We start from the raw sequence: 12,599 nt of genomic DNA, 5'->3' as shown, positions 1-12,599 counted from the left end.
TCCCTCGATCCCGCCCGCCGTCTCACCCCCCTGACTCCGGGCGGCGAACTCCTCACCGCCGAGCCGCCCGTGGCGCACGCCCTCGCCCACGCCCGCCTCGCCACCGCCGCCCAGGCCCTCGGTGTCGGTCTCGCCCTCCTCGACCGGACCGTCGCGTACGTGAAACAGCGCACCCAGTTCGGCGTCCCCATAGGCTCCTTCCAGGCCGTCAAGCACCGGCTGGCCGGCGTCAAGATCGCCTTGGAGTTCGCGCGGCCCCTGGTGTTCGCAGCCGCGCTCACCATGGCGCCCGCCGACGTGGCCGCCGCCAAGGTCGCGGCCTGCGAGGCGGCGTACCGGGCGGCCCGTACCGCGCTCCAGTCGCACGGCGCGATCGGGTACACCGCGGAGTACGACCTGTCCCTGTGGCTGACCAAGGCCAGAGCGCTGCGCACCGCGTGGGGCACGCCGCGGGAGTGCCGGGCGCTGGTGGTCAGTGGTGGTGGTCGCCGCTGGTGAGCTCCCGGTACTCCGCCACGGTCGGTTTGGCGATCCGCGACTCGGGCCCGAACATCGCCCGGGCCAGCTGGGCACGCACCCGCTGGGCGACGGTGACCGGCCGGCGCACGCCGTTGGCGTCGACGAGCGGGCCGATCTCGTAGGGCGGGTTCTGCTCGTGCTGGGTGAGGGTGAAGAGCTGGTCCTGCGGGAGCGGTTCGTGCACCTCGACGTACTCGCCGCTCGGCAGCCGTTTGATGGTGCCGGTCTCCCTGCCGTGCAGCACCTTGTCCCGGTCCCGGCGCTGCAGGCCCAGGCAGACCCGTTTGCTGACGACGAAGGCGACGACCGGCGCCGCGAAGAAGGCGACCCGCACGAACCACGTGATGGCGTTGATGGACAGGTGCAGATGCGTGGCCACGATGTCGTTGCCGCCGCCGATCAGCAGCACCACGTACAGGGCGAGCCAGGCCACGCCCAGCCCGGTGCGCACGGGCGCGTTGCGCGGCCGGTCCAGGATGTGGTGCTCGCGTCTGTCCCCGGTGATCCACGCCTCGACGAAGGGATACAGGCCGAGGGCGAGCAGGATCAGCGGGAAGAGCGAGAAGGGGATGAGGACGCCGAGGACCAGGGTGTGGCCCCAGGCGTTGATCTCCCATCCCGGCATCACCCGGATCAGTCCCTCGGAGAAGCCGAGGTACCAGTCGGGCTGGGCGCCGGTGGTCACCAGGTCCGGCCGGTAGGGGCCGAAGGCCCACACGGGGTTGATGCTGGCGATGCCGCCCATGACCGCCAGCACGCCGAAGACGAGGAAGAAGAAGCCGCCGGCCTTGGCCATGTACACGGGCAGGAAGGGCATGCCGACCACGGTCTTCTGGTCGCGCCCGGGCCCGGGGTACTGGGTGTGCTTGTGGTAGAAGACCAGGATCAGATGGGCGACCACCAGCCCCAGCATCAGCCCTGGCAGCAGCAGGACGTGGACCGGGAAGAGCCGCGAGATGATGTCGTGGCCCGGGAACTCCCCGCCGAACAGGAACATCGACAGATACGTGCCGACGATCGGGATCGACAGGATCGCGCCGTCGGCGAAGCGGATGCCGGTGCCGGAGAGCAGGTCGTCCGGGAGCGAGTAGCCGGTCAGGCCGGTGATGATGCCGAGCATCAGCAGGGTCCAGCCGAACAGCCAGTTGACCTCGCGGGGCTTGCGGAAGGCACCGGTGAAGAACACCCGCATCATGTGCACCAGCATGCCGGTGACGAAGACCAGCGCCGCCCAGTGGTGGATCTGCCGGATGAGCAGTCCGCCGCGCACGTCGAAGCTGATGTCGAGCGCGGACTCGTAGGCGCGGGTCATCCGGACGCCGTTGAGCGGCACGTACGAGCCGTGGTAGGTGACCTCGACCCCGCTGGGCTCGAAGAACAGGGTCAGGTAGATGCCGGTGAGGATCAGGATGATGAAGCTGTACAGGCAGACCTCGCCGAGCATGAAGGACCAGTGGTCCGGAAAGACCTTGCGCATGTTGGCCTTGGCCAGGGCGTAGAGGCCGAGCCGTCCGTCGGCCCAGTCCGCGACCTTCTCGCCCTTGCCCGGGGGCTCCCTGCGCGCCGAAGCCCCGTGGTCGTCCGCACGTGCGCCGTCCATACGTCGTCGCCTCCCCGTCGGATCAACATCAGGGTGGCACGCTCCCCGGGGCCGGGCCAACGGTGCGTTCAGGACGGCGGCACGATTCCCTGCGCCCGCGCCGCCACCAGCCACTTCGGGAACTCGCCCACGAGCCGGTCGTACAACTCGCCGTCCGACACCTTCCGCGGGTCGGCCCCGGCGTGGAAGAACCCGGCGTTGTCGACGACCCGCTTGTCCGGGACCGCCAGGTCGTCGAGCCGGCGCAGGAAGTCGAACTGCTTGCTGTGCGGGTCCCCGAAGCCCACGAACTGCCAGAACAGCGGCAGCCGGGCCGCCTTGCACAGGTACCGTTCGGCGGCGAGCTTGTTGACCGGGCCGCCGTCGGTCTGGAAGACCACCAGGGCGGGGTCGGTGGAGCCGCTGTCGAGGTAGTGGTCGATCACGGCGTCCATGGCCAGGTGGTAGCTGGTCCTGCCCATGTGCCCGAGCCCGGCCACGATCTTCTCGACGCGCCCCGCGTGGTCGGCGAGCGCGATCTCGGTCTCGGCGTCGACGTCCGTCGAGAAGAACACCACCGGCACGCTTCCGTCGTCGTCGAGATGCGCGGACAGCCCGAGCACCCGGTCGGCCAGCGCCTGCACACTGCCGTCCTCGTAGTACGGCTTCATCGAGCCGGAGTAGTCGACGACGAGGTACACGGCGGCCCGCAGCCCGTCCAGCCCGTGCTTGCGCAGCGAGACCCCGGCGCTCTTGTAGAGGCTGACCAGGGCCGGCGCGGTCTCCTCGACCTTCTTCAGACTGATCGCAACCATGGCCCCTACTCTCCCATCCGTCACCTGTGTTCGTTATTTTGTTCGCCGCCGTCCCCACCGGCTCACCGTTCGTCCCATCCCCTCCGAGGAGCCGGCGTGGAACCCGAGTCCACCGTCACCACCTGCTACCGCCATCCCGCGGTGGAGTCCCACGTCCGCTGCACCCGCTGCGACCGCCACATCTGCCCGGACTGCATGCGGGAGGCGTCCGTCGGCCACCAGTGCGTGGAGTGCGTACGTCAGGGCGCGCGGTCGGTGCGGCAGGCGCGCACGGCGTTCGGCGGGCGGATCATCTCGGCGCCCGTGGTGACGTACGTCCTGATCGGGCTCAATGTGCTCGCGTATCTGGGCGAGCTGGTGCGGCCGTCGGTCGTGGACCGGTTCGAGATGCTGGGCCGGGGGCTGGTCGGACCGGACGGCGGGCACTACGTGTGGGTGGCCGGGTACCCCTCGGCCTTCCACCCCGAGGGTGTCGTCGACGGGGAGTGGTACCGGCTGCTGACCGGTGCGTTCCTGCATCTGCCACCGACCGGGGGCACGTTCGGGATCCTGCACATCGTGATGAACATGGTGTCGCTGTGGAACATCGGCCGGGTGGTCGAGTTCCAGCTCGGCCGGATCCGGTACGTCACCCTGTATCTGCTGTCGGCGCTGGGCGGCTCGGTGCTGGTGCTGCTGCTGGCGCCGGACACCCCGACGCTGGGCGCGTCCGGCGCCATCTTCGGGCTCGGCGCCGCGTACTACGTCATGGCGCGGCGGCTGGGCGCCGACATGGCTCAGGTCAACCGTTTCATGGCCGGCCTGCTGCTGTGGCTGCTGATCTCCGCGGGCCTCACCTCCTGGCAGGGCCACCTCGGCGGACTGCTGGCCGGCGCCGTGGTGACCGTCGCCTTCGCCTACGCGCCCCGCGACCAGCGCCGCACCCTCGTGCAGGTCGGCGCGTGCGCGGCCCTGCTGGCGCTGCTGGTGATCCTGGCGATGGCGAAGGTCGCGGAACTGACGGTCTGAGCAGCTGAAAAGGCCGGAAAAGGCGACAGCGCCTGCCCGCAGTCCGGTCGGGGACTGGGCAGACGCTGCCGGTGTTCCGTACGCCTTTGTACGGGACGTTCTTCGTGAACCGTCAGACCATCAGCGCGCGGTCCGTCGGGCGGATCGGGGCCGGCAGGTCGCTGGCGCCGGTCAGGAAGCGGTCGACGCCGCGGGCGGCCGAGCGGCCCTCCGCGATCGCCCACACGATGAGCGACTGGCCGCGGCCCGCGTCACCGGCGACGAAGACTCCGGGGACGTTGGTCTGGAAGTCGGCGTCGCGGGCGATGTTGCCCCGCTCGTCGAGGTCCAGGCCGAACTGGTCGACCAGGCCGTTGTCCCGGTCGGTGCCGGTGAAGCCCATCGCCAGCGTCACCAGCTGGGCCGGGATCTTGCGCTCGGTGCCCGGCTTCGGGGTCAGCCTGCCGTCGATGAACTCGACCTCGGTGAGGTGCAGCCACTGGACGTTGCCGTCCTCGTCGCCCTCGAAGTGGGTGGTGGAGACGGAGTAGACCCGCTCGCCGCCCTCCTCGTGCGCGGAGGTCACCTTGTACAGCATCGGGAAGGTCGGCCACGGCTGGGTGACGGCGTTCCGCTCGTCGCCCGGCCGGGGCATGATCTCCAGCTGGGTGACGGAGGCCGCGCCCTGGCGGTGGGCGGTGCCCACGCAGTCCGCGCCGGTGTCGCCGCCGCCGATGACCACGACGTGCTTGCCCTCGGCCGAGACCGGGGAGACGACGTAGTCGCCCTCCTGGACCTTGTTCGACAGGGGCAGGTACTCCATGGCCTGGTAGATGCCCTTGAGCTCGCGGCCCGGCACCGGCAGGTCACGCGCGGTCGTCGCACCGGCGGCGATGACGATGGCGTCGTACCGCTTCTTCAGGTCGGTCGCCTTGAGGTCGCGGCCGATCTCGATGCCGGTACGGAAGCGGGTGCCCTCCGCGCGCATCTGCTCGATGCGGCGGTTGATGTGCCGCTTCTCCATCTTGAACTCGGGGATGCCGTAGCGGAGCAGGCCGCCGATGCGGTCGGCGCGCTCGTAGACGGCGACGGTGTGGCCGGCCCGGGTCAGCTGCTGGGCGGCGGCCAGGCCCGCCGGGCCCGAGCCGATGACGGCGACCGTCTTGCCGGACAGCCGCTCGGGCGCCTGCGGGGCGACGTCACCGGTCTCCCACGCCTTGTCGATGATCGAGACCTCGACGTTCTTGATGGTCACCGGCGGCTGGTTGATGCCGAGGACGCACGCCGACTCGCACGGGGCCGGGCACAGCCGCCCCGTGAACTCGGGGAAGTTGTTCGTCGCGTGCAGACGCTCCGAAGCCGCGGACCAGTCCTCGCGGTAGGCGTAGTCGTTCCACTCGGGGATGAGGTTCCCCAGCGGACAGCCGTTGTGACAGAACGGGATGCCGCAGTCCATGCAGCGGCTGGCCTGCTTGCTGATGATCGGCAGCAGGGAGCCGGGGACGTAGACCTCGTTCCAGTCCTTCAGGCGCTCCTCGACCGGACGGGACTTGGCGACCTCACGGCCGTGGTTGAGAAAGCCCTTCGGGTCAGCCATTGATCGCCGCCTCCATCATCTTCTCGGTGATCTCGGACTCGGAGAGTCCCGCCTGCTCGGCGGCGTCCTTGGCGGCGAGCACTGCCTTGTACGTGCTGGGGATGATCTTGCTGAAGCGCTCGACCCCTCCTCCAGGGGTGTCCCACTCGGCCAGCAGCTTCTCGGCGACCGTGGAGCCGGTCTCCTCCTGGTGCCGGCGCACCACGTCGTGCAGCCACTGCTTGTCGGTGTCGGCCAGCTCCTCGACCGACTCCAGGTTGCCGACGTTGACGTTGTCGCGGTCGAGGTCGATCACGTAGGCGACACCGCCGGACATACCGGCCGCGAAGTTGCGGCCCGTCGGGCCGAGCACCACCGCGTGACCGCCGGTCATGTACTCGCAGCCGTGGTCGCCCACGCCCTCGGAGACGACCGTCGCGCCGGAGTTGCGGACGCAGAACCGCTCGCCGGTACGACCGCGCAGGAACAGCTCGCCGCCGGTCGCGCCGTACGCGATGGTGTTGCCCGCGATGGTCGAGAACTCGGCGAGGTGGTCGGCGCCCCGGTCGGGACGGACGATCACCCGGCCGCCCGAGAGGCCCTTGCCGACGTAGTCGTTGGCGTCGCCCTCCAGGCGCAGCGTGACACCGCGCGGGAGGAAGGCGCCGAAGGACTGGCCCGCGGAACCGGTGAAGGTGATGTCGATGGTGTCGTCGGGCAGGCCGGCGCCACCGAACTTCTTCGTCACCTCGTGGCCGAGCATGGTGCCGACCGTGCGGTTGATGTTGCGGATGGAGACCTGGGCGCGCACCGGCTGGGCGTCGGTCGCGGAGTCGGCGGCCAGGGCGTCGGCGGCGAGCTTGATCAGCTCGTTGTCGAGCGCCTTCTCCAGGCCGTGGTCCTGGGCGATCACCTGGTGGCGGACCGCGCCCTCGGGCAGCGACGGCACGTGGAACAGCGGGGCCAGGTCCAGGCCCTGCGCCTTCCAGTGGTCGACCGCGCGGGTCACGTCGAGCGCCTCGGCGTGGCCGACGGCCTCCTCGATGGAGCGGAAGCCGAGCTCGGCGAGGATCTCGCGGACCTCCTGGGCGATGTACTGGAAGAAGTTGACGACGTACTCGGCCTTGCCGGAGAAGCGGTCGCGCAGGACCGGGTTCTGGGTGGCGATGCCGACCGGGCAGGTGTCCAGGTGGCAGACGCGCATCATGACGCAGCCGGAGACGACGAGCGGAGCGGTCGCGAAACCGAACTCCTCGGCGCCGAGCAGCGCGGCGATGACGACGTCACGGCCGGTCTTGAGCTGGCCGTCGGTCTGGACGACGATCCGGTCGCGCAGGCCGTTGAGCAGCAGGGTCTGCTGGGTCTCGGCGAGACCGAGCTCCCAGGGGCCGCCCGCGTGCTTCAGCGAGGTCAGCGGGGAGGCGCCCGTGCCGCCGTCGTGACCGGAGATGAGCACGACGTCCGCGTGCGCCTTGGACACACCCGCCGCGACCGTGCCGACACCGACCTCGGAGACCAGCTTGACGTGGATCCGCGCCTGCGGGTTCGCGTTCTTCAGGTCGTGGATCAGCTGGGCCAGGTCCTCGATGGAGTAGATGTCGTGGTGCGGCGGCGGGGAGATCAGGCCGACACCCGGGGTCGAGTGACGGGTCTTGGCGACCCACGGGTACACCTTGTGGCCGGGCAGCTGGCCGCCCTCGCCGGGCTTGGCGCCCTGGGCCATCTTGATCTGGATGTCGTCCGCGTTGACCAGGTACTCGGAGGTCACGCCGAAGCGGCCGGAGGCGACCTGCTTGATGGCGCTGCGCCGAGCCGGGTCGTAGAGACGGTCCGGGTCCTCGCCGCCCTCACCGGTGTTGGACTTGCCGCCCAGCTGGTTCATGGCGATGGCGAGCGTCTCGTGCGCCTCGCGCGAGATGGAGCCGTACGACATGGCGCCGGTGGAGAAGCGCTTGACGATCTCGGAGACCGGCTCGACCTCGTCGATGGAGATCGGCTGCCGGTCGGACTTGAAGCCGAACAACCCGCGGAGCGTCATCAGGCGCTCGGACTGCTCGTTCACGCGCTCGGTGTACTTCTTGAAGATGTCGTAGCGGCCGGTGCGCGTGGAGTGCTGGAGGCGGAAGACAGTCTCCGGGTCGAACAGGTGCGGCTCGCCCTCGCGGCGCCACTGGTACTCGCCGCCTATGTCCAGGGCGCGGTGGGCCGGCGCGATGCCGGAGGCCGGGTAGGCCTTGGCGTGGCGGGCGGCGACCTCCTTGGCGACGACGTCGATGCCGACACCGCCGATCTTGGTGGCCGTACCGCTGAAGTACTTGGCGACGAACGCCTCGTCGAGGCCGACGGCCTCGAAGACCTGGGCGCCCCGGTAGGAGGCGACCGTGGAGATGCCCATCTTCGACATGACCTTCAGCACGCCCTTGCCGAGGGCGTAGATCAGGTTGCGGATGGCCTGCTCGGGCTCGATGCCGGAGAGGAAGGTGCCGGCGCGGACCAGGTCCTCGACCGACTCCATCGCCAGGTACGGGTTCACGGCCGCGGCGCCGTAGCCGATGAGCAGGGCGACGTGGTGGACCTCGCGGACGTCGCCGGCCTCGACCAGCAGGCCCACGTGGGTGCGCTGCTTGGTGCGGATGAGGTGGTGGTGGACGGCCGCGGTGAGCAGCAGCGAGGGGATCGGCGCGTGCTCGGCGTCCGAGTGGCGGTCCGACAGGACGATCAGCCGGGCGCCGTTGCCGATGGCGGCGTCGGCCTCGGCGCAGATCTCCTCGATGCGCGCGGCGAGGGCGTCACCGCCGCCGGAGACCCGGTACAGACCGGAGAGGGTCGCGGCCTTGAAGCCGGGCATGTCGCCGTCGGCGTTGATGTGGATGAGCTTGGCCAGCTCGTCGTTGTCGATGACCGGGAAGGGCAGCACGACGGAGCGACAGGAGGCGGCGCTCGGGTCGAGCAGGTTGCCCTGCGGGCCCAGCGACGAGCGCAGGGAGGTGACCAGCTCCTCGCGGATCGCGTCCAGCGGAGGGTTGGTGACCTGCGCGAACAGCTGGGTGAAGTAGTCGAACAGCAGCCGCGGGCGCTCGGAGAGCGCGGCGATCGGGCTGTCCGTACCCATCGAACCGATCGGCTCGGCACCGGCCTTGGCCATCGGCGCGAGGATGACGCGCAGCTCCTCCTCGGTGTAGCCGAAGGTCTGCTGGCGGCGGGTGACCGAGGCGTGGGTGTGGACGATGTGCTCGCGCTCGGGCAGGTCGCCCAGCTCGATCTCGCCGGCCTCGATCCACTCGGCGTAGGGCTGCTCGGCGGCGAGGGTCGCCTTGATCTCGTCGTCCTCGATGATGCGGTGCTCGACGGTGTCGACGAGGAACATCTTGCCGGGCTGCAGCCGGCCCTTGCGGACGACCCGGGCGGGGTCGATGTCGAGGACGCCGACCTCGGAGCCGAGGACGACCAGGCCGTCGTCGGTGACCCAGTAGCGGCCGGGGCGCAGGCCGTTGCGGTCGAGGACCGCGCCGACCTGGGTGCCGTCGGTGAAGGTGACACAGGCCGGGCCGTCCCAGGGCTCCATCATCGTGGAGTGGAACTGGTAGAAGGCGCGGCGGGCCGGGTCCATGGAGTCGTGGTTCTCCCACGCCTCCGGGATCATCATCAGCACGGAGTGCGGCAGCGAACGCCCGCCCAGGTGCAGCAGTTCGAGCACCTCGTCGAAGGTCGCCGAGTCGGAGGCGTCCGGCGTGCAGATCGGGAAGACCCGCTCCAGGCCCCTGTCCCCGAACAGGTCGGAGACCAGCTGCGACTCGCGGGCGCGCATCCAGTTGCGGTTGCCCATGACGGTGTTGATCTCACCGTTGTGCGCGACGAAGCGGTACGGGTGCGCGAGGGGCCACGACGGGAAGGTGTTCGTGGAGAACCGGGAGTGCACGAGCGCGATCGCGGAGGCGAAGCGGCGGTCGGACAGGTCCGGGAAGAAGGGCTCGAGCTGACCGGTGGTCAGCATGCCCTTGTAGACGATGGTGCGCGCGGAGAGCGAGGGGAAGTAGACACCGACCTCGCGCTCGGCGCGCTTGCGCAGCGCGAAGGCCTTGCGGTCGAGAACGATGCCCTTCGAGGCGTTGTCCGTGACGAAGATCTGGCGGAAGGCGGGCATCGTCGAGCGGGCGGTGGCGCCGAGCAGTTCGGGGGCGACCGGGACCTCGCGCCAGCCGAGGACGGTGAGCCCCTCGTCGTCGGCGATCGTCTCGATGCGTGAGACGGCGTCCTCGGTGCCCTCCTCGGGCAGGAAGGCGATGCCGACCGCGTAACCGCCCGCCTCGGGCAGTTCGAATCCGGCCACGTCACGGAAGAACGCGTCGGGCACCTGGGAGAGGATGCCGGCGCCGTCCCCGGAGTCCGGCTCCGAGCCGGTGGCACCGCGGTGTTCGAGGTTGCGCAGGACGGTCAGGGCCTGTTCGACCAGGGTGTGGGACGCCTCGCCGGTGAGGGTTGCAACGAAGCCGACGCCGCACGCGTCGCGCTCGAAGCGGGGGTCGTACATACCCTGCGCAGCAGGGCGAGCATCCATGAAGGACCAGTTCTGGCCATTCGCGGAATGCTGGGACGGCTGGCGCGGCGTACGCATCGGCTCTCCCGTCGTCGTCTCAAGTGGCATGCAGATTGCCGAGGGACGACGCTGGCCCTCTGCGGAGTGCAAAATTTCGTGCAGGTTACATGATGGAGCGGTTCTCGGGAACCGGGATATTCCGTTCCAGCATGCGGACACCGCTCGGCTGCAGCGCGGGTGCCGCGCCTGCGGTGGAAGCTATGGGGACCGGACGGGACAGATCGATGTCCGCCGATCCGAAAGACGGGGAGGGCCGCGTCGCCCTTCCCGGTGGTGCGCGGCAGGCCTCATTGCCCACAGCGCTTACGGCTCATGCCCGGTGGAAAACCATTCGAAACCAGCGGGTAACGGCTACTTATGCGGCCCAACGCATAAGTTCCAGCCGAGCTATCCTACGGCCGTTCCGAACAGACTGCCCAGGGCGTACGTCACACCGGCCGCGGCGCCGCCGAGCGCGAGCTGCCGCAGCCCGCTGTACCACCAGCTGCGCGCGGTCACCCGGGCCACCACGGCACCGCACGCGAACAGCCCGATGAAGGCGAGCAGCAGGGCGGGCCACAGCGCGGTCGCACCGAGCAGATACGGCAGTACGGGAAGCAGCGCCCCCAGCGCGAAGGACCCGAAGGACGACACGGCCGCGACCAGCGGCGACGGCAGGTCCGAGGGGTCGATGCCGAGCTCCTCGCGGGCGTGGATCTCCAGCGCCTGCTCGGGATCGCGGGACAGCTGCCGGGCGACCTCCCGGGCCAGCTCCGGCTCGACGCCGCGCGCCTGGTAGAGCGCGGCGAGCTCGGCCTCCTCGTCCGCCGGGTGCTTCCTCAGCTCGGCGCGCTCGACGTCCAGCTCGGCCTCGACGAGCTCGCGCTGGGAGGCGACGGAGGTGTACTCACCCGCGGCCATCGAGAAGGCGCCGGCGGCGAGACCCGCGAGGCCGGTCAGCACGATGGTGTTCGGACTCACGGCGCCGCCCGCGACGCCGGTCATCAGCGCGAGGTTGGAGACGAGCCCGTCCATCGCCCCGAACACCGCCGGCCGCAGCCACCCACCGTTGACGTCACGGTGCGTGTGGTTGTCGCGGTGGGCCTCGTGGAGCGTGGCCTCGGTTTCGATGATCGCCATTGCGGGGTCCCCCAGGGAAGCTAAGCCAAAGCTAACTTTGGACACGTTCTAATTTCCGACAACACAAAACCTACGCCTCCGCATTCCCGGCCGCCAGCAAGGAAAGGCTGGGCTAACCTGCGACTTTGCCGATCGACCGGGTGACATGGAGCCCCGCGAGGCTGGGGTCAACCGCCGATGGTGGGACACATGGGCCATGCCATCGATCCGCGAACGGGCACGCGGCGCACTGCTCGGTCTGGCCGTGGGGGACGCCCTCGGGGCGCCCGCGGAGAACATGAAGCCGTCCGAGATCCGCGCCCGCTGGGGCCGGATCACCGGGTACGTCACGGACGTACCGGCCGGCACGGACGACACGGAGTACGCGATCTTCTCGGGCCTGCTGCTGGCCCGCCACGGCTCGGCCCTCACCCCCGCCCATGTGGAGGCGGCCTGGCACGAGTGGATCGCCGACCGCGCCGAGGGCCCCTTCCGCGGGGCGGGCTTCAGCGAACGCGGCACCCTGGAGAACCTCCGCCGCGGCCTCGCCGCCCCCATCTCCGCCCAGCACCGGCACGCCTGGAGCGACGGTCTCGCCATGCGCGCGGCCCCCTTCGGCGTCTTCGCCGCGGGCCGCCCCGCCGAGGCGGCCCGGCTGGCGGCGATCGACGGCTCGGTGAGCCACGAGGGCGAGGGCATCTACGGCGGCCAGGCGGTGGCGGCGGGTGTGGCGGCGGCGATGGCCGGGGCGGCGCCGATCGCGGTGGTGGCCTCCGCCCTCGCCGTCGTCCCGGACGACTCCTGGACGGCCCGCTCCCTGCGCCGGGCCGTGACGGCCGCCCACCGCGGCGAACGCGCGGTCCGCTCGGCGGTGGTGATCGGCGGCTACCCGTGGACCGACCTGGCCCCGGAAGCCGTCGCTCTGGCCTTCGGCGCCTACGCCGCGGCCGACGGCGACTTCCGCGACGCGGTCCTCACGGCGGTCAACATGGGCCGCGACGCCGACACGACGGCGGCGGTGGCGGGCGCGCTGGCGGGAGCGACACAGGGCGTCGCCGCGATCCCGGCCGACTGGGCGGCGGCGATCACCCCGGCGAAGGGCAGCTGCCTGCCGGCGATGGCGGGCCACCACGTCCTGGAGGTGGCGGACCTGCTGACGCAGGACGAGGAGACACCCGTACATCCCCCGGACCCCACGTCCTTCACCCTGGCACCCGACACCGAGGCGGGGGCACCCCGGTGAGGCCCCCGGGCCCCTGGGACGAGGGAGCACAGGCCACCGCCCTCACGGACGCGACCCCCGCCCCCGCGCCTACCGACGGCACGGCTGTGTCGCCGCACAGGGCGAAGCCGACCGGCACGGCTGTATCGACGCACAGGGCGAAGCCGACCGCTCCCGCGGCCGCCGACGGCGGGGACGCCCCACAG

Annotated in this window: 8 protein-coding genes; 3 read left to right on the top strand and 5 right to left on the bottom strand. The window is 70.6% G+C overall.

The genetic code is table 11. The annotated features are described in order from the left end of the window. Positions 1 to 498, top strand: a 498-nt coding sequence (locus tag GRC12_RS33910) for an acyl-CoA dehydrogenase family protein (protein WP_280117557.1), incomplete at its 5' end; no start/stop codon positions are given. Here GRC12_RS33910 and qcrB read toward each other — a convergent pair. Together qcrB and GRC12_RS33900 are read right to left on the bottom strand one after the other, a co-directional pair. Continuing rightward, positions 473 to 2,119 (bottom strand): cytochrome bc1 complex cytochrome b subunit, encoded by a 1,647-nt coding sequence (gene qcrB / locus GRC12_RS33905; RefSeq protein ID WP_208783641.1) that lies wholly within the window; start codon positions 2,117 to 2,119, stop codon positions 473 to 475. The genes GRC12_RS33910 and qcrB overlap by 26 nt on opposite strands. Before the next feature lie 68 nt (positions 2,120 to 2,187). Further along, the gene (locus GRC12_RS33900; RefSeq protein ID WP_208783639.1) at positions 2,188 to 2,913 is read right to left on the bottom strand and encodes a vWA domain-containing protein; all 726 of its coding nucleotides are present in this window, start codon (positions 2,911 to 2,913) and stop codon (positions 2,188 to 2,190) included. A gap of 96 nt (positions 2,914 to 3,009) precedes the next feature. Here GRC12_RS33900 and GRC12_RS33895 point away from each other — a divergent pair, with 96 nt between their 5' ends. Next, positions 3,010 to 3,921 (top strand): rhomboid family intramembrane serine protease, encoded by a 912-nt coding sequence (locus GRC12_RS33895; protein ID WP_208783637.1) that lies wholly within the window; start codon positions 3,010 to 3,012, stop codon positions 3,919 to 3,921. 112 nt (positions 3,922 to 4,033) lie between these two features. Here the strand turns inward: GRC12_RS33895 and GRC12_RS33890 are convergent, their stop codons facing one another. The 3 genes from GRC12_RS33890 to GRC12_RS33880 form a co-directional block, all read right to left on the bottom strand. Further along, on the bottom strand, positions 4,034 to 5,497 hold the full coding sequence (locus GRC12_RS33890) for a glutamate synthase subunit beta (protein WP_208783634.1): 1,464 nt from the start codon (positions 5,495 to 5,497) through the stop codon (positions 4,034 to 4,036). Continuing rightward, positions 5,490 to 10,091 (bottom strand): glutamate synthase large subunit, encoded by a 4,602-nt coding sequence (gltB, locus tag GRC12_RS33885; protein WP_208783632.1) that lies wholly within the window; start codon positions 10,089 to 10,091, stop codon positions 5,490 to 5,492. The genes GRC12_RS33890 and gltB overlap by 8 nt, the downstream gene beginning before the upstream one ends. A 369-nt stretch (positions 10,092 to 10,460) precedes the next feature. Next, positions 10,461 to 11,192, bottom strand: a complete 732-nt coding sequence (locus tag GRC12_RS33880; protein WP_133042792.1) for a VIT1/CCC1 transporter family protein — start codon at positions 11,190 to 11,192, stop codon at positions 10,461 to 10,463. A gap of 196 nt (positions 11,193 to 11,388) precedes the next feature. On the opposite strand from GRC12_RS33880, the gene GRC12_RS33875 reads away from it, so the two are divergent. Next, the gene (locus tag GRC12_RS33875; protein WP_208783631.1) at positions 11,389 to 12,414 is read left to right on the top strand and encodes an ADP-ribosylglycohydrolase family protein; all 1,026 of its coding nucleotides are present in this window, start codon (positions 11,389 to 11,391) and stop codon (positions 12,412 to 12,414) included. Positions 12,415 to 12,599 lie beyond the last annotated feature (185 nt).

This window comes from Streptomyces griseorubiginosus (assembly GCF_017614965.1).
In the GTDB taxonomy this organism is placed as follows: domain Bacteria; phylum Actinomycetota; class Actinomycetes; order Streptomycetales; family Streptomycetaceae; genus Streptomyces; species Streptomyces griseorubiginosus_B.
The sequence above is the reverse complement of the archived record's forward strand: the minus strand, read 5'-3'. Positions and strand labels throughout refer to the sequence as shown.

Bases quoted from the DNA above. Each gene is read 5' to 3' on its own strand.
- qcrB (WP_208783641.1), bottom strand. From the start codon at position 2,119: ATGGACGGCGCACGTGCGGACGACCACGGGGCTTCGGCGCGCAGGGAG.
- GRC12_RS33900 (WP_208783639.1), bottom strand. From the start codon at position 2,913: ATGGTTGCGATCAGTCTGAAGAAGGTCGAGGAGACCGCGCCGGCCCTG.
- GRC12_RS33890 (WP_208783634.1), bottom strand. From the start codon at position 5,497: ATGGCTGACCCGAAGGGCTTTCTCAACCACGGCCGTGAGGTCGCCAAG.
- gltB (WP_208783632.1), bottom strand. From the start codon at position 10,091: ATGCGTACGCCGCGCCAGCCGTCCCAGCATTCCGCGAATGGCCAGAAC.
- GRC12_RS33880 (WP_133042792.1), bottom strand. From the start codon at position 11,192: ATGGCGATCATCGAAACCGAGGCCACGCTCCACGAGGCCCACCGCGAC.
- GRC12_RS33875 (WP_208783631.1), top strand. From the start codon at position 11,389: ATGCCATCGATCCGCGAACGGGCACGCGGCGCACTGCTCGGTCTGGCC.